The sequence below is a fragment of the Bordetella genomosp. 8 genome (genome assembly GCF_002119685.1).
Classification (GTDB): domain Bacteria; phylum Pseudomonadota; class Gammaproteobacteria; order Burkholderiales; family Burkholderiaceae_B; genus Bordetella_C.
This window is the reverse complement of sequence record NZ_CP021108.1, coordinates 1517828-1539232: the sequence shown is the minus strand read 5'-3', so window position 1 is coordinate 1539232 and position 21405 is coordinate 1517828. Positions and strand designations below refer to the sequence as shown.

The 21405-nt window shown below is 67.2% G+C and carries 19 protein-coding genes and 1 pseudogene; 15 read left to right on the top strand and 5 right to left on the bottom strand.

Annotation, left to right across the window (positions count from 1 at the left end):
• Window positions 1-579 carry an ANTAR domain-containing response regulator gene (locus CAL12_RS07055; RefSeq protein WP_086063840.1) on the bottom strand — a complete coding sequence of 193 codons (579 nt, stop codon included), beginning with the start codon at window positions 577-579 and terminating at the stop codon, window positions 1-3.
• Between the two features lie 544 nt (window positions 580-1123).
• On the opposite strand from CAL12_RS07055, the gene CAL12_RS07045 reads away from it, so the two are divergent.
• The 9 genes and pseudogenes from CAL12_RS07045 (at window position 1124) to CAL12_RS07005 (ending at window position 12227) form a co-directional block, all read left to right on the top strand.
• Window positions 1124-2344 (top strand): CmpA/NrtA family ABC transporter substrate-binding protein, encoded by a 1221-nt coding sequence (locus CAL12_RS07045; RefSeq protein ID WP_232464838.1) that lies wholly within the window; start codon window positions 1124-1126, stop codon window positions 2342-2344.
• An 11-nt stretch (window positions 2345-2355) separates the two neighbouring features.
• Entirely contained in the window at window positions 2356-3180 is an 825-nt protein-coding gene (gene ntrB, locus CAL12_RS07040) for a nitrate ABC transporter permease (RefSeq protein ID WP_086063837.1), read from the top strand.
• Between the two features lie 4 nt (window positions 3181-3184).
• Window positions 3185-4066, top strand: coding sequence for an ABC transporter ATP-binding protein (locus CAL12_RS07035; RefSeq protein ID WP_086063836.1), 882 nt, complete (start codon window positions 3185-3187; stop codon window positions 4064-4066).
• 24 nt (window positions 4067-4090) lie between these two features.
• Window positions 4091-5290: pseudogene (locus CAL12_RS07030) on the top strand (NAD(P)/FAD-dependent oxidoreductase); the annotation flags it as partial.
• Window positions 5291-5316: 26 nt separating this feature from the next.
• A complete protein-coding gene (locus CAL12_RS07025; RefSeq protein ID WP_086063834.1) occupies window positions 5317-8067 on the top strand; it encodes a nitrate reductase in 2751 nt (916 codons plus the stop codon).
• 2 nt (window positions 8068-8069) lie between these two features.
• On the top strand, window positions 8070-8945 hold the full coding sequence (gene cobA / locus CAL12_RS07020; protein WP_086063833.1) for a uroporphyrinogen-III C-methyltransferase: 876 nt from the start codon (window positions 8070-8072) through the stop codon (window positions 8943-8945).
• A 218-nt stretch (window positions 8946-9163) separates the two neighbouring features.
• Entirely contained in the window at window positions 9164-9613 is a 450-nt protein-coding gene (locus tag CAL12_RS07015) for an HU family DNA-binding protein (protein WP_086063832.1), read from the top strand.
• A 348-nt stretch (window positions 9614-9961) separates the two neighbouring features.
• Window positions 9962-11695: a nitrite/sulfite reductase gene (locus CAL12_RS07010; protein WP_086063831.1), complete on the top strand. Its 1734-nt coding sequence runs from the start codon at window positions 9962-9964 to the stop codon at window positions 11693-11695.
• Entirely contained in the window at window positions 11688-12227 is a 540-nt protein-coding gene (locus tag CAL12_RS07005) for a DUF934 domain-containing protein (RefSeq protein ID WP_086063830.1), read from the top strand. Before CAL12_RS07010 ends, CAL12_RS07005 begins: the two co-directional genes overlap by 8 nt.
• A gap of 35 nt (window positions 12228-12262) precedes the next feature.
• Here CAL12_RS07005 and CAL12_RS07000 read toward each other — a convergent pair whose 3' ends face one another.
• Both CAL12_RS07000 and CAL12_RS06995 read right to left on the bottom strand, forming a co-directional pair.
• Window positions 12263-12502: a hypothetical protein gene (locus CAL12_RS07000; RefSeq protein ID WP_086063829.1), complete on the bottom strand. Its 240-nt coding sequence runs from the start codon at window positions 12500-12502 to the stop codon at window positions 12263-12265.
• Window positions 12503-12543: 41 nt separating this feature from the next.
• A complete protein-coding gene (locus CAL12_RS06995) occupies window positions 12544-13176 on the bottom strand; it encodes a hypothetical protein (RefSeq protein WP_086063828.1) in 633 nt (210 codons plus the stop codon).
• A gap of 343 nt (window positions 13177-13519) precedes the next feature.
• Between CAL12_RS06995 and CAL12_RS06990 the strand changes: the two genes are divergently transcribed.
• From CAL12_RS06990 to CAL12_RS06970, 5 genes are all read left to right on the top strand, one after another.
• Window positions 13520-14092, top strand: a complete 573-nt coding sequence (locus CAL12_RS06990; RefSeq protein WP_086063827.1) for a carboxymuconolactone decarboxylase family protein — start codon at window positions 13520-13522, stop codon at window positions 14090-14092.
• A 22-nt stretch (window positions 14093-14114) separates the two neighbouring features.
• On the top strand, window positions 14115-14915 hold the full coding sequence (locus CAL12_RS06985; RefSeq protein WP_086063826.1) for an SDR family NAD(P)-dependent oxidoreductase: 801 nt from the start codon (window positions 14115-14117) through the stop codon (window positions 14913-14915).
• A 26-nt stretch (window positions 14916-14941) separates the two neighbouring features.
• Window positions 14942-15811 carry an amidohydrolase family protein gene (locus CAL12_RS06980; RefSeq protein ID WP_157792912.1) on the top strand — a complete coding sequence of 290 codons (870 nt, stop codon included), beginning with the start codon at window positions 14942-14944 and terminating at the stop codon, window positions 15809-15811.
• A 96-nt stretch (window positions 15812-15907) separates the two neighbouring features.
• On the top strand, window positions 15908-16855 hold the full coding sequence (locus tag CAL12_RS06975) for an SMP-30/gluconolactonase/LRE family protein (RefSeq protein WP_086063824.1): 948 nt from the start codon (window positions 15908-15910) through the stop codon (window positions 16853-16855).
• A 145-nt stretch (window positions 16856-17000) separates the two neighbouring features.
• On the top strand, window positions 17001-17918 hold the full coding sequence (locus CAL12_RS06970) for an NAD(P)-dependent oxidoreductase (protein ID WP_157792911.1): 918 nt from the start codon (window positions 17001-17003) through the stop codon (window positions 17916-17918).
• 75 nt (window positions 17919-17993) lie between these two features.
• Here the strand turns inward: CAL12_RS06970 and CAL12_RS06965 are convergent, their stop codons facing one another.
• Window positions 17994-19040: a CobW family GTP-binding protein gene (locus tag CAL12_RS06965; protein WP_086063822.1), complete on the bottom strand. Its 1047-nt coding sequence runs from the start codon at window positions 19038-19040 to the stop codon at window positions 17994-17996.
• 13 nt (window positions 19041-19053) lie between these two features.
• Window positions 19054-20307 (bottom strand): LVIVD repeat-containing protein, encoded by a 1254-nt coding sequence (locus CAL12_RS06960; protein WP_198298397.1) that lies wholly within the window; start codon window positions 20305-20307, stop codon window positions 19054-19056.
• Window positions 20308-20419: 112 nt separating this feature from the next.
• Between CAL12_RS06960 and CAL12_RS06955 the strand changes: the two genes are divergently transcribed.
• Entirely contained in the window at window positions 20420-21388 is a 969-nt protein-coding gene (locus CAL12_RS06955) for a Bug family tripartite tricarboxylate transporter substrate binding protein (protein WP_157792910.1), read from the top strand.
• Window positions 21389-21405: the final 17 nt, after the last annotated feature.

The window sequence follows — 21405 nt, the reverse complement described above, 5'->3', positions numbered from 1 at the left end:
TCAGCTTTTGAGCCAGCCCGCCGCGTCCACCATGGCTTGCGCGACTTCGCCGATACGCTTCTGGCTCTTCATGGCGTGTTCGCGCAGCATGCGATAGGCCTCTTCTTCCGACACCCCGCGCAGGGACATCAGCAGCCCCTTGGCCTTTTCCACGGCCTGCCGCTCGGCCAGCCGCAGCTTGGCTTCGGTCAGTTCCTCGCGGCGCGCGCGATCCACGGCATAGCGCTCGATGGCGACGTCCAGCAGGCTGCGGATGCGTGACGCGGGCACCTCGCCCACGACGTAGGCGGCCACCCCGGCCTGCAGCGCCGCCCGCATGGTCTGTCGATCATTGCTCTCCGTGAACATGACGACCGGGCGGTCGCTGTGCGCACTGGCGACGCAAACGCCCTCGAGCGTATCGCGTGAAGGCGCGTCGGCGTCGATCAGCACGACATCCGGCGCATGGCGCGCGACGGCGGCGGGCAAGTCGGCGTCCGGCAGGACTTCGGCCACGATCCGGACGCCGCCCTGTTCCAGGGTGTTCCGCAACTCGGCCACGCGTCCTTCGCCATCCCTGATCAACATAACCCTGAGCATGTGTCTGTCCTCTCCTCCGCGTTTGTGCGATGCAAATTGCATGCCATTTTGCCGGGCGATGGCGCGTGTCCGCCGGACGTCGCCCGCAATCACGACGCGTTTTTCGCCGGCGGGGATGCGCTGGCGCCGCCCATGGTCATGGGCCGCGCGCACCATCGACGACTATTCCCGCACCGCATTGGCGCAGGACATCGATCGCAACGCACCATGGCGCGGCATGCGCCACGTCGCCGCACACCGCACCGCAACCCGCCCGCACATTCGAAAGTCGCCAAGCCATTGATCGCGCAGGAAAAAGCCACTGCGGCGCCGGTCATGGCGAAATTGGCATAGCGATTGCTTTGAACGAAGCGACGGCCAACGGCGGCCGTCATATGCCGCAACGCGGCGACCGGAACAACGACGTTCCGCGCACCCAGGGATAGCCCTGGGCGCGCGGAACGTTTTTTTTTGCCTTCGAAGGACACATCGCATGAAGCTAAAGACCACGCCGCAGCCTCCGACCTTCGCGGCTCCGCCAGCCAGTTTCCAGCGCCGGCGCCTGATGGGTTGGGCCACCCGCACCTTGGCGGGTGCAAGCATCCTCGGCGTGGTCGACCCCCGTGTGCGGGCCGGCGCCTGGGCCGCGGGCACGGATGCGCCGGAGAAGACCGAAGTCAGGATAGGGTTCATTCCGCTGACCGATTGTTCGTCGGTCGTCATGGCGTCGGTGCTGGGCCTGGATCAGAAGCACGGCGTGAAGTTCGTGCTGTCCAAGGAAGCATCCTGGGCCGGCGTGCGCGACAAGCTGATCAATGGCGAACTGGACGTGGCGCATGTCCTGTACGGACTGGTGTACGGCGTACACCTGGGCATAGGCGGGCCGAAGAAAGAGATGGCGGTATTGATGGGCCTCAACCAGAACGGCCAGGCCATCTCTTTGTCGCAGCAGTTGAAGGACGCCGGTGTCACCGACGGCGCATCGCTGGCGCGCGTCATGGCGGAAAAGAAGCGCGAATACACCTTCGCGCAGACCTTCCCCACCGGCACGCACGCCATGTGGCTGTATTACTGGCTGGCCGCCAACGGCATCCACCCCATGCGCGACGCCAAGGTCATTACCGTGCCGCCGCCCCAGATGGTGGCCAATATGCGCATCGGCAACATGGACGGCTTTTGCGTGGGCGAGCCCTGGAACGCGCGCGCCATCCTGGACAAGGTCGGCTTCACCGCCGTCACGACGCAGGAGATCTGGCAGGACCATCCTGAAAAAGTGCTCGGAGGCTCCGCCGAATTCGTCTCCCGCTATCCCAACACCGCGCGCGCGGTGACCGCCGCCGTCCTGGAGGCCAGCAAGTGGATAGACGCCTCCCCCGAAAACCGCCGCAAGACGGCGGAAACGATCGCCGCCAAATCCTATGTGAACACCGACGCGGCCGTGATCGTCGACCGCATGCTGGGCCGCTATGACAACGGCCTGGGCAAGACCTGGGACGACAAGCACGCGATGCGTTTCTATGGCGACGGCGCCGTCAACTTCCCGTATTTGAGCGATGGCATGTGGTTCCTGACCCAGCACAAGCGCTGGGGCCTGCTGAAGGACCATCCCGATTACCTGGCCGTCGCCCGGCAGATCAACCGCATCGACATCTACAAACAGGCCGCCACGGCCGCGGGCGCTCCGCTGCCCGCGCAGGAGATGCGGTCTTCCACGCTGATCGACGGGATCGTGTGGGATGGCAGCAACCCGGCCGCGTATGCGGACGCCTTCAAGATCAAGACCTGAGGACGAGCGCCATGGATCGATCGCTACCCCTGACCGACACCCGCCCGGCGTGGCCGTGGCGCGACCATGTCGAGAGTGTCCTGCGAGCCGTCGTCGGACCGGTCGCCGGCTTCGCCCTCTTCGTGCTGGTGTGGCAGACCATCTCCCTGCTGGTGCCGGCCATTCCGACGCCGGCCAAGACCTGGGAGGCGGCCGTCGCGCTGTTCGCCCATCCTTTCTACGACAACGGTCCCAACGATCGCGGCATCGGCTGGAACGTGCTGGCGTCGCTGCTGCGCGTGGCCGGCGGCTTCGGGCTGGCGGCGCTGGTGGGCATCCCGCTGGGCTTCGCCATCGGCCGCTTCAAGGCCTTGAACGCCCTGGCTTCGCCCATCATCAGCCTGCTGAGGCCGGTGTCCCCGCTCGCCTGGCTGCCGCTGGGACTGCTCCTGTTCAAGGCGGCCAATCCGGCGGCCATCTGGACCATCTTCATCTGTTCCATCTGGCCGATGATCCTCAATACCGCGGCCGGCGTGCAGCGCGTGCCGCGGGATTACCTGAACGTCGCGCGGGTGCTGGACCTGTCGGAATGGAAAATCCTGACGCGCGTGCTGTTGCCGGCCGCCCTGCCGCACGTACTAACGGGCGTACGCCTGTCCATCGGCACGGCCTGGCTGGTCATCGTCGCGGCCGAGATGCTGACCGGTGGCACCGGCATCGGTTTCTGGCTGTGGGATGAATGGAACAACCTCAAGGTCGAACACATCGTCATCGCGATCTTCGTGATCGGCATCGTCGGCCTGACGCTGGACGTGTTGCTGATGCAACTGGCCCGGCGCTACACCTACGAGGAATAAGGCCATGGAAAAGTTCGTACGGGTCGAAAACGTGGGGCAGGTCTTCGATACGCGCAAGGGCCCGTTCGTCGCCCTGCGCGACATCGACCTGACGGTCGCGCAGGGCGAGTTCATCACGCTGATCGGCCATTCCGGCTGCGGCAAGTCGACGCTGCTGAACCTGGTGGCCGGCCTGACCCGCCCCACCACCGGCGTGCTGTTGTGCGCGGAAAAAGAAATCGCCGGGCCCGGTCCGGACCGCGCCGTCGTGTTCCAGAACCATTCCCTGCTGCCATGGCTGAGCTGTTTCCAGAACGTCCACCTGGCGGTGGAAAGGGTTTACGGCCGCCAGGAAAGCAAGGCGCGGCTGGCCGAACGCACGCATGCGGCGCTCGAACTGGTCGGGCTGGCCCACGCCCAGGGCAAGCTGCCGCGTGAGATTTCCGGCGGCATGAAGCAGCGCGTGGGCATTGCCCGCGCCCTGGCCATCGAACCCAAGGTGCTGCTGATGGACGAGCCCTTCGGCGCGCTGGACGCATTGACCCGCGCCCATCTCCAGGACGAACTGCTGAAGATCGTCGCCAAGACGCGCACCACCACCATCATGGTGACTCACGATGTCGACGAAGCCGTGCTGCTATCCGATCGGGTCGTGATGCTGACCAACGGACCGGCGGCCACCATCGGCCAGATCCAGGACGTGGCGCTGCCGCGTCCGCGCGACCGGGTCGCCCTGGCGGAAGACCCCCGCTACCTGGCCTGCCGCGCGGCCGTGGTGGACTTCCTGCATCGCCGCTATGGGCATCCCGTGGAATCGCGCCCGCATGCCACCGCAACGGCCGCGCCAGCCGCCCTGCCCGCGGCCGCATCCCAGCTCGAAGCGGTACGGGCGCACAACGCCGCCTGATGCCGGCGACCACGGGAGACGGGCATGAGCAGGCAGAAGCTGGTAGTGGTGGGCAACGGCATGGCCGGCATCCGCGCCCTGGAGGAATTGCTCGCGCTGGACGCGGGGCTGTACGACGTCACCGTATTCGGCGCCGAGCCGCATCCGAACTACAACCGCATCATGCTGTCGCCTGTGCTGACCGGCGAACGGACCTTGCGCGATATCGTCCTGAACGATGAGCAATGGTATGCGCGACACGGCATACGGTTGCTGCTGAATCGCGCGGTGACCCGTATCGATCGCGCGCGCCGGCAGGTGCATGCCGAGGACGGCACCGTCGCGCCCTACGACAAGCTGCTGCTGGCCACCGGCTCCACGCCGGTCGTGCTGCCCGTGCCGGGCAGGGAGCTGCGGGGCGTGCTGACGTTTCGCGACATCCAGGACGTCAACCACATGATCGAAGCGGCCGCACGGCACCGTCGCGCGGTGGTCATCGGGGGAGGCCTGCTGGGCCTGGAAGCCGCCAACGGGCTCGCCACGCGCGGAATGGAAGTTTCCGTCGTGCACCTGGGCGCGACGCTGCTGGACCGCCAGTTGGATACGCACGCGGCCCGGCTGCTGCGCGGCAGCCTGGAGGCGCGCGGCCTGCGCTTCCTCATGGCGCGCCAGACCGCGGCGATCCTGGGCGACGCGGACGGCCGCGTGCGTGGCCTGCGCTTCGCCGATGGCCAGGAGATCGCCACCGACCTCGTCATCATGGCGGTGGGCATCCGGCCGCACACGGCGCTGGCCGAGCAGGCCGGGCTCCACGTCGACCGCGGCATCGTCGTCAGCGACACCATGCAGACCTACGACCCGCGTATCTACGCCGTGGGCGAATGCGTCAGCCATCGCGGTGTCGCGTATGGGCTGGTCGCGCCGCTGTTCGAACAGGCCCGTGTCGCGGCCAACCACCTGGCCCTGCACGGTACCGGCCGCTACGCGGGCAGCATTACCTCGACCAAACTGAAGGTGACCGGCATCGACGTATTCTCCGCCGGGGACTTCATCGGCGGCGCCGGCACGCAAGCCATCACCCTCTCGGACGCACAGGACGGCGTCTACAAGAAACTGGTCGTCAAGGACGACAAGCTGGTGGGCGCCTGTTTGTACGGCGACACCGCCGACGGCGGCTGGTACCTGCGCCTGATCCGCGAGGCAACCCCGCTGGCGGGACTGCGCGACCGCTTGATGCATGGCGAAATTGGGGCGGCGGAGGCACCCTGAAGATGGACGCTCACAATCTTCACGATGCCGCCGCCAGCCGGGCCGCCGCGAACGGCGCGCGCACCGTTTCGTCGGTCTGCTGCTATTGCGGGACCGGCTGCGGGGTGCGGGTTGCCGCCCATGGCGGCCGCGTGATCGCCATCCTTGGCGATGAAACCCATCCGTCCAATCGCGGCCGCCTGTGCAGCAAGGGCCTGCAGTTGGCGGACACGGTCCGCGGCGACGCCGCGCGCATCCTCAAGGCCCAGTGGCGGCCGGGCAAGACGGCGGCCAGGGTGGACGTTCCACTGGACCAGGCATTGGATATCGCGGCCGGGCGGCTGGCCGACATCATCCGCCGCGATGGGCCGGATGCGATCGGCTTCTACCTGTCGGGCCAGTTGCTGACCGAGGACTACAGCGTCTTCAACAAGCTGGCGCGAGCATTGGCCGGCACCAACAATGTGGACACGAATTCGCGGCTATGCATGTCCAGCGCGGTGGCCGGCTACAAGCAGACGCTGGGTGCCGATGCCCCGCCCGCCTGCTACGACGATCTGGAGCTGGCCGACACCGTATTCATCGCCGGCGCCAACGTGGCGTACGCGCATCCGGTTCTGTTTCGCCGCCTGGAAGCGGCGCGCCACGCGCGTCCGCGGATGCGGGTGATCGTGGCCGATCCGCGCCGCACCGACACCACCGCCCTGGCCGATCTGCACCTGCCCATCCTGCCAGGCACCGATGTCGCCCTGTTCCATGCCATGCTGCGCGTCATGGCCGCCGAATCGTTGATCGACCGCGGCTATATCGAGCGGCACACCGAAGGTTATGCGGCCCTGGAGCGCCGGATCGCCGACTTCACGCCGGAAGCGGCACAGGAAATCTGCGGCGTGCCGGCCGCCGACATCGTGCAGGCGGCCCGCTGGTTCGCCCGGTCGCCCGCGACGCTGTCGCTGTACACCATGGGCCTGAACCAGTCCAGCAGCGGTACGGCCAAGAATGCCGCCTTGATCCATCTGCATCTGGCCACCGGCCAGATCGGCAAACCCGGCGCCGGTCCGTTCTCGCTGACCGGCCAGCCCAACGCCATGGGCGGCCGCGAGGCCGGCGGCATGGCGACGCTGCTGCCCGGCCATCGCGACCCGGGCAATGCCGCCGACCGCGCGGAAGTCGCGGCGCTGTGGGGCGTGGACAGCCTGCCCGAGACGCCCGGCCTGCCGGCCGTGGAGATGTTCGACGCCGTGCTGGAAGGCCGCGTCAAGGCATTGTGGATCGTCGCGACCAACCCCGCGCAGTCGATGCCGGACCAGGCACGCGTGCGCGCGGCGCTGGAGAAGGCCGAGTTCGTCATCGTGCAGGACGCCTATGCCGGCACCGAAACGCTGGCCTATGCCGATCTGGTGTTGCCCGCCGCCACCTGGCCGGAGAAAGAAGGCACGACGACCAACTCCGAGCGGCGCATCAGCCGCGTGCGCGCCGCGATCGCCCCACCCGGCGACGCCCGGCCCGATTGGCGCCTTGCCGCGGACGTCGCCACGCGCCTGGCCCGCCGCATTGCTCCCGACAAGGCGCGGCTCTTCTCGTTTGCCGGGGAAAGCGAGGTTTTCGCGGAACATGCGCGCACCACCGCGGGCCGCGACCTGGATTACAGCGCCCTGGACTACGCGGTGCTGGAACGCGACGGCCCGCAACAATGGCCCTACCGGCCCGATCGGCGCGGCGCCGATGCACGTCCGCGCGCACGGCTCTACGTCGACGGCCTTTTCGCCACGCCCAACGGTCGCGCCCGCTTCCTCGACCTGCCCTATCTGCCCGTCGCCGAACCCGTGTCGCCGGACTTCCCGCTGCGGCTGACGACCGGCCGCTTGCGCGACCACTGGCACACGATGGCGCGCACCGCGCTGTCGCCAGCCCTGACCCGGCATGTGGAGGAACCCTGGCTGTCCATGCATCCGGCCGACATGGCCGAGGCCGGACTCGCGGAAGGCGGCCTGGCGCATATCGCCTCGCGGCGCGGACAGCTGCACATGCCCGTACGCGCCGACGATGCCCTGCGGCCCGGCCAGGCCTTCCTGCCCATGCATTGGGGCAGCGCCTTCATTGCCGGCGACGGCGTGAACGCGTTGACCAATCCCGCGCGCGACCCCGTGTCCAGGCAGCCCGAACTGAAACATAGCGCCATCGTCGTGCGGCCCGCGAACCTTGACTGGCAGGCGGCGGGATGGATACGCGGCGATGTGCCGGCGCTGCGCCGGGACCTGGCGCCATGGCTGCGGCGCTTTCACTATGCCGCGATACTGCCGACCGCCATGGGCGGTGGCGGCGTCCGCATCGTGCTGGCCGCGGCGCACGCACCGGATACCGACGTCCTGGAGGCCCTGTGCGCGGCCCTGGCGCTGGAACAGCCCCACGCCTTCTATGACGACCCGCATCGCGGCATCGTGCGGCGTATTGCCCTGTCCGACGGCAGGCCGGTGGCTTTCCTGGTGGCCGGCGACACGCGCATACTCGACGCCGTATCGGCATGGGCGGATGGCGGCGCGGCGCCCGCCAGCGCGGCGCAGTTGCTGATGGGGCGCACGGCCCCGGTGGCGCGGGCGCGCACGGTCTGTGTCTGCCACGGCGTAACGGACCGCGCCATCCACGCCGGCATCGCCGCCGGACTCGACGCCGACGGTCTGCGCCGCACCTTGCGCTGCGGGACCGGCTGCGGCTCCTGCGGCCCGGAAGTCGCCCGCATGGTTGCGCGGGCACAGGTCCAACTGGAAACCTGACGATGAACGACCTTGGCGGCACGCCGCGCCTGACTGGCGAATCCGATTTCAAACCCGATTTCAAACCCGATTCCAAAGCCACCTCCAGGCCCGATGCCGCATCCATCGCCAAGCCCGACGGCAAACCCAGCGGCAAGGTCTGGCTGGTCGGCGCAGGGCCCGGCGACCCCGATCTGCTGACCGTCAAGGCCGCGCGCATCCTGCGGCAGGCCGAAGTCTGGCTGGTCGACGATCTGGTCGGCCCGGACATCCGCGCGCTCGCCGCGCCGGGCGCGCGCATCGTCAACGTCGGCAAGCGCGGCGGCTGTCGTTCGACGCCGCAGGATTTCATCCTGCGCCTGATGGCACGCCATGCCCGCCAGGGCAGGATGGTGGCGCGCGTCAAGGGCGGCGATCCCTTTATCTTCGGCCGCGGCGGCGAGGAAATGCATTGGCTGGCGGCGCGCGGCCTCGCGGCCGAAGCGGTCGGCGGCATCACCGCCGGACTCGCGGTGGGCGCCGCGCTGGGCTTGCCATTGACCCACCGCGGCGTAAGCCGCGGCGTCGCGCTGGTGACCGCGCACACCATGGATGACAGCCGTCCGGACTGGCGCGCGCTGGCCGCCAGCGGCCTGACACTGGTCTGCTACATGGGCATGCGCGATGCCGGCACGTTGGCGCGGGAGCTGCGCGAAGCCGGCTTCGCGGCGGATATGCCGGTCGCCGTGGCGCAACGCGTTTCATGTCCGGAGCAACGCCATATCGTCACGCGGCTGGATCGCATGGCCGCCGACATCGCCGACGCCGGCATGGCCAGCCCCGCCGTTATCGTCATCGGCCAGGCCGTAGCGCTGATCGAATCGGTCCCACGCCATGCCTCGCTGACCTTGGCGGCCTGAGATTTCAACGGTCCGGCACGCGCGACTGCCGCAAAACCCCTTTTTTTCAGGGCTCCCAAGGCGCATAACCGTTGTTGTAGCGCCTCTACAAGGCTTTTTCGCGCGCAATACACGCCAAATCGTGTACATAACGGCTACGCATAACGTATCATCGCGTTCAGCCGTCGCCAGGCGTACGGCTTGAGCCTTGCTATTTCAACCCAACCATTCTTTCGACCATGGCCACTAAAGCTAAAGCTCCTGCAAAGAAAGCCTCCACGACTGCTGCCAAGAAAGCCCCGGCCAAAAAAGCCGTGGCCAAGAAGGCCGCTGTGACCAAGTCCGCTCCGGCCAAAAAGGCCGCCGCGCCCGTAGCCGCGCTGAAGAGCGCGCTGAACAAAAGCCAACTGGTGGCCCACGTGGTCGAACAGAGCGGCGTCGAAGCCAAATCGGTCAAGGCCGTGCTGGCCAGCCTGGAAGGCGCTGTCCTGGCTTCCGTGAACAAGAAGGGCTCCGGCGAATTCACGATGCCCGGCCTGTTCAAGGTCACCGTGCAAAAGGTCCCCGCCAAGCCCAAGCGCTTCGGCAAGGATCCCTTCTCCGGTGAAGAGCGCTGGTTCGCCGCCAAGCCCGCTTCGGTCAAGGTGAAGGTCCGCCCGCTGAAGAAGCTGAAGGACGCCGCGCAGTAATATCGCGCCAGTTCTGAAGTCGGCGGCCCAGGCCGCGGTCACTTCGGAAGCCAGCTTTAAAAGCATGCATTAAAGGCAGCGTGCTTTCGAAGCGGTGCGTCGCACCTTAAAACCCGCCGCAAGGCGGGTTTTTCTTTGGCCGGACATTTCGAGAGTCGGGCACGGCACCTGCCTGAGCCGCGTCAACGGCCCAAGGCACACCCTGCCTTAATAAGCTGGCTTTCTAAGCAAATAACCCCAGGTCAATAGCGGGGACAGGTACCCCGCTTCCGGGCTACGATGGCGGTTTCCGGCCTGTGCACAGGGCCGCCGCACCCACTGGTGGCGTGCGTATCGAGGCGCATAGACATGTACGTGTATGACCCCATAGACCAGCAACTGGTCGAAGAGCGCGTCGCGCAGTTCCGCGACCAGACGCAACGCTTTCTGGCCGGCCAGCTGTCGGAAGACGACTTCCGCACGCTGCGACTGCAGAACGGCCTATATATACAGCGGCACGCGCCCATGCTGCGCGTCGCGATCCCCTATGGCATGCTGACGTCCCGCCAGTTGCGCATGCTGGGCCACATCGCCCGCACGTACGACCGCGGCTATGGGCACTTCAGCACGCGTCAGAACATGCAATTCAACTGGCCCAAGCTGGAAGACGTGCCCGACATCCTGGCCGAACTGGCCACGGTGCAGATGCATGCCATCCAGACCAGCGGCAACTGCATCCGCAACACCACCACCGATCATTTCGCCGGCGTCGCGCCGGATGAAGTGACCAACCCGCTGGTATGGTGCGAGATCATCCGCCAGTGGTCGATGCTGCACCCGGAATTCGCCTTCCTGCCGCGCAAGTTCAAGATCGCCGTCAGCGGCGCGCACGAAGACCGCGCGGCCGTGGGCGTGCACGACATCGGGCTGCAGGCGCTGCAACAGGACGGCGTGGTCGGCTTCCGCGTCTGGGTGGGCGGCGGCATGGGCCGTACTCCCATCGTCGGCAAACAGATCAGCCCCTTCGTCGCCTGGTACGACCTGCTGACCTATCTGCAGGCCGTCCTGCGCGTCTACAACCTGCATGGCCGGCGCGACAACAAGTACAAGGCGCGCATCAAGATCCTGGTCAAGGACCTGACGCCCGAAGTCTTCGCTCAGCAGGTCGAACAGGAATGGGCCTATCTGAAGGACGGTCCCAACAAGCTGGCGCAGGCCGACCTGGACCGGATCGCCGACCGCTTCACCTGGCCGGCCTACGACGCCGCCGCCGCGCAGGACCACGATCCCACCGACACGCTGGCGGCAGCGGACCCGGCCTTCGGTCGCTGGCTGCGCAAGAACGTGCGCCCGCACCGGGTCGCCGGCTATGCCTCCGTGACGCTGTCCCTGAAGCCCACCGGCACGCCTCCCGGCGACGTGACCGCCGACCAGATGGACGCCATCGCGGCGCTGGCCGACGACTATTCGTTCGGTGAAATGCGCGTTTCGCACGAACAGAACCTGATCCTGGCCGACGTGCGCCGCAGCCGCCTGTACGAGCTGTGGAACGCGCTCAAGCCGCTGAAGCTGGCCACCCCCAACATCGGGCTGCTGACCAACATCATCGCCTGTCCGGGGGGCGACTTCTGCGCCCTGGCCAACGCCGTGTCCATCCCCGTGGCGGACGCCATCCAGCGCCGCTTCGACGACCTGGACTACCTGTTCGAGATCGGTGAACTCGACCTGAACATCTCGGGCTGCATCAACGCCTGCGGGCACCACCACGTGGGGCACATCGGCATCCTCGGCGTCGACAAGGCCGGCGAGGAGTGGTACCAGGTGACGATAGGCGGGCGCCAGAACGGCGCCGGCGACAACCTGAACGACGTCGATCCGCTGCGCGCCGGCGGCGCCGCCATCGGTCGCATTATCGGCCCCTCGTTCGCTCGCGACGAAGTGCCCGGCGTGGTCGAAACCCTGATCCACACCTACCTGCGCCTGCGCGACAGCGAAGAAGAACGCTTCGTCGACGTGGTCGGCCGCGTGGGCATCGACCCCTTCAAGGCCGATGTCTACGGCGCCGCCAAGAGCCAGGCCACCGGAGAGGCCACCCATGCCTGACCAGACCTCCCCCGACAACCTGATCCGCCATGGCCGCCTGCAGGCGGATACCTCGCGCCGGTACGAGCCCGGCGAGACGGACGACGCAAACGCCACGCCGCCCGACGAACCGGATTGGATCGTGCCGCTTTCGACCTGGTTGAAGGCGCGCGACACGCTGCGCGCACGGCGTCACCCGGTCGCCATCCTGCTGGAACCGGACGCCGAACCGGCGGACCTGCTGGAAAACGGCGCGCGCACCCTGGATCCAGCGGGCATCGCCTATATCGCGGTGAACTTCCCGCTGTATACGGACGGCCGTGGTTATTCCATCGCCCAGATCCTGCGCACCCACCATGGCTGGCAAGGCGAACTCCGTGCGGTGGGCGACGTGCTGATCGATACCATCCACTACCAGGCGCGCTGCGGCTTCGACAGCTTCCTGGTCAAGCCAGGGCATGATCCCGTCAAGGCCCTGCACGCGCTGAAGACCTTCAGCCATCACTACCAGCACGGTTACGCGAAACCGCCCGAACCGGTCGAACCCGCCTGAGTGCGTGCGGCGTCAGCGCCGGCCGGGCACCGGCGCTATTTGCCGAAATTGGCGTCTATCCATTTATGCGCCCAGGCTGCCGTCTGCTCGCGCGCATCATCGGGCGTCATGTAGCTGCCCACCGGCGGAAACTGGTAGCGGCCGCGGTCCGCGTCGCCTGCCTTGCCGGCGCGCTCGCCGTCGCCCGCCCGCCGCAGTTCGAACGCGGCCTCGTATTGTCCCGCCGCATCCGGCACGACAGTCATTTCGATCTCGAAGTCTCGGTATTTCGCCATGGCTAGTCCTCTCCCATGTCCAGTCGCTGCCCTGCCGGGCATCAACGCGGATTGACCTGACCGCCCGGAGGTACGGCAGGGGCCGCGCCGCGCAGCATGTGTTCCGGTTCGCGCTCCGGCGGCTTCAGGGGATCGAAGTCCACCCACCGCCCTTCCTGCCAGCGGCCCTGCGCGCGCTCCACGTCCACGCCACCGGCGTCCCGCAAGAGCTTGCAAGCCTCGGCTTCGCGCGAGATATCCGTATGCAATGCGAGCAGCACGCCCGCATGCCGGTTTTCCGGATGGTCGGCGGGTGCGCCGCGATTGCGTGAAACACCGGGCTTGCGGCGCCCGGACACCCACATCGCACCCATCAGCGAGCCGATGTACGCGCCCACCGCCGCCACCGCCAGCACCCCCAGCGGCGCGAGCTGGAATGCGCCGCCGATCAGGCCCCCCACGACCGCGCCGATCAACGCCACCCCGGCGCCGCCCAGCAGCAGGCCATAGGAAGTGCCTTCCATATCGGGATCGACATCGCGGTCCCCGCCTATGGGATAGCGGGCATGCGAACCCGCCATATTCACGTAAAAAATATGCACGTCGTCTTCGGCAAAGCCCTGGGCGAACAGTGCTCTTGCAGCGCCCTGGGCCTGCTCGAAGGTGGTGAACCGTGCGGCTACGATAAGTGCCATGACAGTCTCCCTGGATACCCTGTGATGTACAGCCACGCGCCATCCCCGTAGCGATGGGCACCTGGCGGAAGTCGCAAGCGTCATGCCGTCGTAAGGTGGCGCCCTGCAGAGCATGCGGTCGCTGGCTCTACGGTGTACGCCTGTTGGACATCCGACGCGCGCGGTCGACTCTTGCTGATCCACGGCGATGTATGCTGGCAGGCGGATGTGGCCGGGCGACGGGTGATTCCATTTTGGAATCAATGCCTTCCGAAAAATATATTGGACCCGACAGGCGCCGCCGCCCAGAATTCCAGCCCGATAACGTCGCGCGGCGACGGCAAGACAACGAACGGAGACCCGCATGGCACGTATACAACCGCTGCAACCCGGCCAGATGAATGCCGAGCAACAGCGCATACACGATCTGATCGCCAGTGGCCCGCGCGGCCGCGTGCGCGGCCCGCTGGCCGTGTGGCTGCACCGTCCCGCGCTGGCCGAGCCCGCGCAGGCGCTGGGCCGCTACTGCCGCTACGAGACCAGCCTGTCGCCCCGCCTTTCCGAATGGGCCATCCTGATCCTGGCCCGGCACTGGCGCTCCGAGTTCGAATGGTGGGCGCACAAGCAGATGGGCCTCAAGGCCGGCCTGGCCGAGCCCATGATCGACGCGCTGCGCGACGACAAGCCCATTCCCTACGTCCACGATGACGAAATACTGGTGCACGAATTCCTGACCGCGCTGCATGAAAAGCGCCACATTCCCGACGCCCTCTATGAAAAGGCCACCATGGTGCTGGGCGAAGCCGGCATCATCGACCTGGTCGGCATCGCGGGGTATTACTCGCTGGTATCGATGACCTTGAATGTGTTCGAGATCATGCCGCCGGAAGGCGAGCCCATCGAAATGGGCCTGCACAAGCACCCTACCGACAAATAAGCTGAACACAGGGAGACTCGGCATGACGGGAAGACTGCAAGACAAGGTGGCGATCGTGGTCGGCGCGGGATGCGTCGGTCCGGGCTGGGGTAACGGCCGCGCGGTCGCGGTACGCTTCGCGCAGGAAGGCGCGCGCATCTTCGCGGTGGACAAGAACGCGGATGCGATGACCGAAACGCTGGACCTGATCCGCGCCGATGGCGGCGAAGTCACCGCCTGGACCTGCGACGTCACCAAGGACGACGAAGTCGCGGCGATGGTGGACGCCTGCCGCAAGCACTACGGCCGGGTCGACATCCTGGTGAACAACGTCGGCGGCTCGGCCAAGGGCGGGCCCGTCACGCTGTCGGAAGAAACCTGGGACGCGCAGATCGCCTTCAACCTGAAGAGCGTCTTCCTGACCTGCAAGCACGTCCTGCCCATCATGGAAGCGCAGGGCGGCGGCGCGATCGTCAACACGGCGTCCACTTCCGGCATACGCTGGACGGGGTCGGCCCAGGTCGGCTACGCGTCCGCCAAGGCCGGCGTGATCCAGTTTTCCAAGGTCGTCGCGGTGGAGTACGCCAAGAAGAACATCCGTGTGAACACCGTCATTCCAGGGCAGATGCATACGCCCATGGTGGAAGTGCGCCTGGCCGGGCAGCGCGCCGGCGGCAACGTCGATGCCCTGCTACAGCAACGCCAGTCGCGTATACCCCTGAACTTCATGGGCGATGGACGCGATACCGCCAATGCGGCGCTGTTCCTGGCCTCCGATGAAGCCCGCTTCGTCACCGGCACCGAAATCGTGGTCGACGGCGGCATGAGCGTGCGCTGCGATTGACCCTTACGGACGAAAAGCGACTGGCCATGGCAGAACCAAGCAGCACACCCGATACGCAGGCAGGCGCGGCGACCCACGCCGCCGGCGGCGACGATATCTGGGATACCCATTTCCATGTCTTCGGTCCATGGGAGCGGTATCCCCTGCCGCCGAATCCTTCCTACCGCCCGGAGGAAGCGCCCTTCGAGGCGACGCGCGCCCTGCATGCCCGCATGGGCGTGACGCGCGGCGTCATCGTCCACGGAGCGAACTACGGCGGCGATCATTCGGCGCTGCTGGGCGCGCTGGCCGCCAGCCAGGGGGCCTACCGGGGCATCGTCATCATCGATCCGGATGTCCCGGACGCCACGTTGCGCGCCATGCATGACGCGGGCGTGCGCGGCATCCGATTCAACGTGCTGGCGCATCTGGGCGGCGGCGCGGCGAGCTTCGACGCCGGACGCATGCGCGCGGCCATCGCGCGCGTGGCGGGCTATGGCTGGCACGCACTGGTCCACGCCGGCCCGGAAGACACCATCGCCGTACTGGACGCGCTGGACGGTTGCGGCGTGCCCGTGGTCGTCGACCACATGGCGCGACTGCCCGCCGGCGACGGCCTGCGCAGCGAGGCCGGGCAGGCGCTGCTGCGCTGGCTGGAATCGCCGCAAGTGTGGGTGAAGGTTTCCGGCGCGGACCGGGTCACCCAAGGGCAGCCGGAGCAGGCCATCGCGCAGATGCGCGCGCTGATCGCGGCCGCGCCGGACCGCGTGCTGTGGGGCACCGACTTTCCCCACGTGAACATCAAGTACGCGCATCCGGACGATGCCGCCCTGCTGGACCTGGCACGCCGCGCCTGCGGCGACGCCGCCACCGCGCGCGCGCTGCTGACCGACAATCCGGCACGCCTGTACGCCTGACGACCGTCGTGGCGACCCGGCGGATGCGGCGCGACCGCGCCCGACCGCCCCCACCCCCATGCGGGACCCTGTCCCGCCGCCTGGAGCCTCATCATCATGTGGGAACCCACGCAACGCTATCCCGATCCCGCCGTACGCAGCCTGACACCGGCATTCCACGCGCTGCACCTGCCGCTGGCGGCGGTGGAGCGTATCGCCACCGGCAGCCGCTGGGCCGAAGGCCCGGTGTGGTTCGGCGACGGCCGCTACCTGCTGTGGAGCGATATTCCCAACGACCGCATCATGCGCTGGGACGAAGCCACCGGCCAGGTCGGCGTGTTTCGCGGACCTTCCAATAACGCCAATGGCAACACCCGCGATCGCCAGGGCCGGCTGATCACCTGCGAACACGGCGGCCGCCGCGTCACGCGCACGGAATACGATGGCAGGATCACGGTCCTGGCCGACTCGTACGCCGGCAAGCGCCTGAATTCGCCGAACGACGTCGTGGTCAAGTCGGATGGATCCATCTGGTTCACCGACCCGCCCTTCGGCATCGTGGGCTACTACCAGGGCGAAAAAGCGGAACAGGAACTGCCCGCCAACGTCTACCGGCTGGATCCGGACAGCGGCCGGCTGGACGTGGTGGCGGACGACGTGAACGGTCCCAACGGCCTGGCGTTTTCTCCCGACGAAACCCGGCTGTACGTGATCGAATCGCGCGCCCGGCCCCGCACCATCCGCGTCTTCGACGTCGCAGCCGGCGGGGCCGGCCAGGCATTGCTGTCGAACAGCCGCGTCCTGGTGGACGCCGGGCCGGGCACGCCGGACGGCTTCCGGGTCGATATCCACGGCAACCTGTGGTGCGGCTGGGGCATGGGCACGCCGGAACTGGACGGCGTGCGCGTGTTCACGCCGGAAGGCGAGGCCATCGGCCACATCGAACTGCCGGAGCGCTGCGCCAACCTGTGCTTTGGCGGAAAACACCGGAATCGCCTCTTCATGGCGTCCTGCACCTCCATCTATTCGCTCTACGTGAATACGCAAGGCGTTCCGGGCGGCTGAGGCCACGGGTATCCGCGCCTGGGAGGCGCGACGCGTGGATCGGCCGGCATATGCATTGCCGCCACCGGCGCTATACTTGGCAAGTTATCGATAGATCAACTGGCAGGTCGTCGATCCGGCGCCCGGCCACGCACAAGGACACGCCGTGAACGCATCTTCCGCATCGCTCTCTCCATCGTCGGGCCGCCCCGCCACCGTGGGCGTGCTGGGCATCGGCATCATGGGGTCGGCGATAGCCGCGAACCTGGTCAAGGCGGGATTCCAGGTGATCGGCTACGACCCCCTGCCCGCGGCGCGCGCGGCGCTCGAATCCGCCGGCGGCCTGGCCGTGTCGACGCCCGAGCACGCCATCCGCGAGGCCAGGTGCCTGATACTCTGCCTGCCCAGCGAAGCCGCGCTGTGCGAAGTATCGCGGCAGATCGCCGCGGCCGGACGGGACGGATTGATCGTGGCCGAGACCAGCACCCTGCCCATACCCGCCAAGCAGCAGGCGGCGGATCTGCTGTCCGCCCGCGGCATCACCTTGCTGGATACTCCGCTCTCGGGCACCGGGGCGCAGGCGGTCACGCGCGACCTGGTCGTGTATGCCAGCGGCGACGCGGCGGCGGTCGAGGCGATGAAGGAGGTATTCGACGGCTTCGCGCGCGTGACCTACAACATCGGCGCCTTCGGCAACGGCATGCGCATGAAGCTGATGGCGAACCTGCTGGTCGCCATCCACAACATTTCCACGGCCGAGGCCCTGCTGATGGGGCAGCGCATGGGCATCGACATGGACCTGGCGGTCCAGGTGCTGGCCGACGGCGCGGGCGGCTCGCGCATGCTGCAGGTGCGCGGACCGGCGATGGCGGCCGGCACGTGGGACGAAGCCACCATGAAAGTCTCGATCTGGCAAAAGGACATGAAGCTGATCGCGGCGGCGCTGGCGGACGCCAACGTGCCCGCCCCGCTCTTCAGCGCCTGCATCCCCGTGTACAACGCCGCCATGGGCATGGGGCATGGCGAGTCGGATACGGCGGCGGTCTACGACGTGCTGGAGAAGATGTCCGCGCTCAAGCGCTAGCGATGCGTGACGCCGCCCGGTGCCGCACGTCGCCTGGCGCGCCATCGACGCGGCGCCCGGTCGCCCTCCGGGCCCTCAGGACCGTATCGCCCCGACCGCCTCGAACAGCCCGCGTATCGCGGCCGCCTTGATGTTCCGCGTGATGAAGACCAGCCTGGATCCATGGTCGTCCGTCGGCCAGGCGTCCAGCGTGACGGGCGGATGCATGATGTGCTGCACCGCCTGCACCACCACCGGCTGGCCCTCCACGTTGACGATGCCCTTTACCCGTAACAGGTCCACGCCGCGCATGCCGATCAGCATGTCCATCGCCGCGGCGAATACATCCCAGGTGAAAGGCGCGTCGAAACGCAGGGCCAGGGTCTCGATGCCGGCATGCCGGGACGGCACGCGGTCGCCCAAGTAGCCACCCTGCCCGCCCGTGGCGCCCGCTTCGTCGAACGCCGTGCCCAGGAAGCGCAACGCACCTTCGCGCGAACGCGCGCTGGTCAAGCCCAGCCCCGTCAATTCGGCCGGCTCGATCTGGCCCATGCTCGTGTGGCGGATGGCCGCATTGCCGTTGATGTCGCGCAGGGCGGCGGTCAAGGCCTGCACGCCGGCGGGTTGCGCCAGGTCTTCCTTGGTGATCACCAGCAGGTCGGCGACCGCCGCCTGCTTGACGGCTTCCGGCTGCGTGCGCAGTTGGTCCGGCCCGTTGACCGCGTCCACCAGCGTCACCACGCCGTCCAGGCGATACTGCGCGCCCAGCATCGTGTCGCTGGCCAATGTCTGGATGACCGGCGCCGGATCCGCCAGCCCCGTCGTTTCGATCACCACGCGGTCGAAATCGGCGATCTGCCCGGCGCGACGCTGGCCGAACAGCTCGCGCAGCGTTTCCTGGAGATCGGTACGCACGGTGCAGCACAGGCAGCCGTTCGCCAGCAGGCTGACGTTTTCCGAGGACATCACGACCAGGTCGTTGTCGATGCCGATCTCGCCGACCTCATTGATCACCACCGCCACGCGGTTCATGTCCGGGTGGGTCAGCAGGCGCCGGATCAGCGTGGTCTTGCCGCTGCCCAGGAACCCAGTGATGAGCGTGACGGGCAGCTTGCCCGCCAGCGGATCGCGTTGATAAGCCATGCGGAACCGCCCGTCAGATCGTCAGCTCCAGGATGTACAGGCCACCGGCGAAACGGTCGATGGTGTACACGATGCGCCGGTCGTCCACATAGACGTCGTTGAGCTGGATCGCGCCGGCCGGCGACAGCTTGGGCGCACCCGGCACGAAGTAGGCGACCTCTTCCACGTGATAGGGATCCGTGGTGTCGTAGACCCGCACGCCGCCATTGAAGAAGGTGCCGACGATCAGGGTTTCCGACTGGAAGGAAACGGGCAGCGGCAGGTTCTCATGCAGGTTGTGCGCGCCGAAGCGGCCGCCGCGCTTGGCGAAGGCCTCCACCGGCGGCATCGGGAAGGTGCCGATGGGCAGCGGGTGGCGTTCCGATTTGGCGTTCACCACCCACACCAGCTTGGGCCAGTCGGCGCCGTCGTCCTGCACGCATTCGTCGCTGACGATCCAGAGGTCGCGCTCGAACAAGGGCAGCACGGTATGCGTGAAACCGTTGTTGGGGGGCGAGTGGTTCCAGCTCGAAACGACCTTGATATCGGACTTGTCGGAGATGTCCAGCACGAAGGCGCCGCCATCGATATAACCGACGTAGGCACGGTCGGGACGTTGCGGGAACACGTTGGTGTTGTGCGCGCGGAAACCCGTATCGAATTTTTCAGGCAGGCGCTGCGGTTGCGGTTCGGTGTCGCCCACGCGCGTGCCCGGGTACCACCAGCGGCCGGCTTCGACCGGCTTGGCGGGATCGCTGACGTCGACGATGCGGTAGATCTGGTCGTCCTTGGGATCGTGCGGCTGGAAGTCCGGCGCGCCCGAGGCCATGTGCACGGTCTTGCCGTCGACGAACCACAGCGCATGCACGCCGCGCGAATACGGGCCCGAGCAATCGAAATGCGAAACCAGCCTGGGCTGTTCGGGAACGCTGATGTCGAACAGGTCGAAGCCCGCGGGCTTCATGCCGGGCGATTGGACCTGATAGGCCACCGCCATCAGGTTGCCGCACACGTCCAGCGAATTGGAGCGCACCTTCATGTGCGGCAGGTCGGTCTGCACCACCATTTTCGGCTGCCGCGGATCGGTCACGTCCACCGCGGTGAAATTCTTGGGCGCCGATTCGTGCGCCATCCACAGGATGCGGCGCCCGTCGTCGGTCCGCTGCATGGCGATCCCTTCGCCCAGCCCGCCAAAGCCTTCCAGCTCGTGCTGAGCCAACAGTTTCATGTTGTGGGCCAGGGTCTGGTCGGCACGGCCGGCCTGGCTGGGACTGCTGAAATTTGCCATGAATATTTCCGCTGCGAGATTTAGCGATTGCTTTCTAATTTATCGATCGATAGTATATCCGCAAAGGCCCCGCACAGAACGGGGCCGCGCGCATACCACCAGGAGACAACGAATGTACCGCCGAATCACGACCCGCGTGGTCGCGGCAGTGCTGTTCGCCCTTTGGGCGAGCGTCGCCGCGGCTGCCTTCCCCGATCGCCCAGTCCATCTCGTTGTCACTTTTCCGCCGGGAGGCGCATCCGACCTGATGGCGCGCATCCTGGGCCAGCAGTTGGCGGATGTCTGGAAACAGCCGGTGATCGTCGACAACAAGCCGGGCGCGGCCGGCTCGCTGGGTACGGAGTACGCGGCCCGGCAACCCGCCGACGGCTATACCTTCATGATGGGAAACATGGGCCCCACGCTGGTCAATCCCTTATTGAGCAAGCTGCCCTACGACATGGCGCGCGACTTCACACCCGTATCGCTGGTGGCCACCGGCCCGGTGGTGCTGGTGGTCCATCCGAAGTCGCCGTTCAGGACGCTGCACGATGTCATCCAGGCCGCCAAGGCGAAGCCGGGCGGACTGAACTTCGGCTCGGGCGGCTCCGGCACCCTGGCGCACCTCAGCGGCGAAATGCTGGACGAAGCGGCCGGCATCAAGATGCAGCACGTGCCCTACAAGGGCGGGGTGGCGGCGGTCAACGACCTGATGGGAGGCCAGATCGACATGATCTTCGCCGACACGCAGGCGGTCATGCAGTACATCAAGGCCGGCAAGCTGCGGCCGCTGGCGATCACCAGCGCGCAGCGTTCGGCGCAGTTGCCCGACGTGCCGACGGTGGCCGAAAGCGGCCTGCCCGGCATGGTGGCGCTGAACTCCTGGGGCGTTTACCTGCCGGCGAACACGCCGCCGGCGATCGTCGCGGAATATCAGCGCGCCATCGGCAAGGCCATGACGGATCACAGGCTGGTCAAGCTCTACTATGACCTGGGCGTGGACGCCATGCATACCAGCCCCGCGGAACTGGTACGCTTCAACCGCGCCGAGACCGACAAGTACGCGAAAATCATCAAGGACAAGGGCATACGCGTGGATTGACGCATGCCGGCAATCGG

What these genes read in the sequence shown, in the direction of transcription:
- CAL12_RS07055 (WP_086063840.1), bottom strand. Translation starts at nt 579, where the DNA reads ATGCTCAGGGTTATGTTGATCAGGGATGGCGAAGGACGCGTGGCCGAG.
- CAL12_RS07045 (WP_232464838.1), top strand. Translation starts at nt 1,124, where the DNA reads ATGGGTTGGGCCACCCGCACCTTGGCGGGTGCAAGCATCCTCGGCGTG.
- ntrB (WP_086063837.1), top strand. Translation starts at nt 2,356, where the DNA reads ATGGATCGATCGCTACCCCTGACCGACACCCGCCCGGCGTGGCCGTGG.
- CAL12_RS07035 (WP_086063836.1), top strand. Translation starts at nt 3,185, where the DNA reads ATGGAAAAGTTCGTACGGGTCGAAAACGTGGGGCAGGTCTTCGATACG.
- CAL12_RS07025 (WP_086063834.1), top strand. Translation starts at nt 5,317, where the DNA reads ATGGACGCTCACAATCTTCACGATGCCGCCGCCAGCCGGGCCGCCGCG.
- cobA (WP_086063833.1), top strand. Translation starts at nt 8,070, where the DNA reads ATGAACGACCTTGGCGGCACGCCGCGCCTGACTGGCGAATCCGATTTC.
- CAL12_RS07015 (WP_086063832.1), top strand. Translation starts at nt 9,164, where the DNA reads ATGGCCACTAAAGCTAAAGCTCCTGCAAAGAAAGCCTCCACGACTGCT.
- CAL12_RS07010 (WP_086063831.1), top strand. Translation starts at nt 9,962, where the DNA reads ATGTACGTGTATGACCCCATAGACCAGCAACTGGTCGAAGAGCGCGTC.
- CAL12_RS07005 (WP_086063830.1), top strand. Translation starts at nt 11,688, where the DNA reads ATGCCTGACCAGACCTCCCCCGACAACCTGATCCGCCATGGCCGCCTG.
- CAL12_RS07000 (WP_086063829.1), bottom strand. Translation starts at nt 12,502, where the DNA reads ATGGCGAAATACCGAGACTTCGAGATCGAAATGACTGTCGTGCCGGAT.
- CAL12_RS06995 (WP_086063828.1), bottom strand. Translation starts at nt 13,176, where the DNA reads ATGGCACTTATCGTAGCCGCACGGTTCACCACCTTCGAGCAGGCCCAG.
- CAL12_RS06990 (WP_086063827.1), top strand. Translation starts at nt 13,520, where the DNA reads ATGGCACGTATACAACCGCTGCAACCCGGCCAGATGAATGCCGAGCAA.
- CAL12_RS06985 (WP_086063826.1), top strand. Translation starts at nt 14,115, where the DNA reads ATGACGGGAAGACTGCAAGACAAGGTGGCGATCGTGGTCGGCGCGGGA.
- CAL12_RS06980 (WP_157792912.1), top strand. Translation starts at nt 14,942, where the DNA reads ATGGCAGAACCAAGCAGCACACCCGATACGCAGGCAGGCGCGGCGACC.
- CAL12_RS06975 (WP_086063824.1), top strand. Translation starts at nt 15,908, where the DNA reads ATGTGGGAACCCACGCAACGCTATCCCGATCCCGCCGTACGCAGCCTG.
- CAL12_RS06965 (WP_086063822.1), bottom strand. Translation starts at nt 19,040, where the DNA reads ATGGCTTATCAACGCGATCCGCTGGCGGGCAAGCTGCCCGTCACGCTC.
- CAL12_RS06960 (WP_198298397.1), bottom strand. Translation starts at nt 20,307, where the DNA reads ATGGCAAATTTCAGCAGTCCCAGCCAGGCCGGCCGTGCCGACCAGACC.
- CAL12_RS06955 (WP_157792910.1), top strand. Translation starts at nt 20,420, where the DNA reads ATGTACCGCCGAATCACGACCCGCGTGGTCGCGGCAGTGCTGTTCGCC.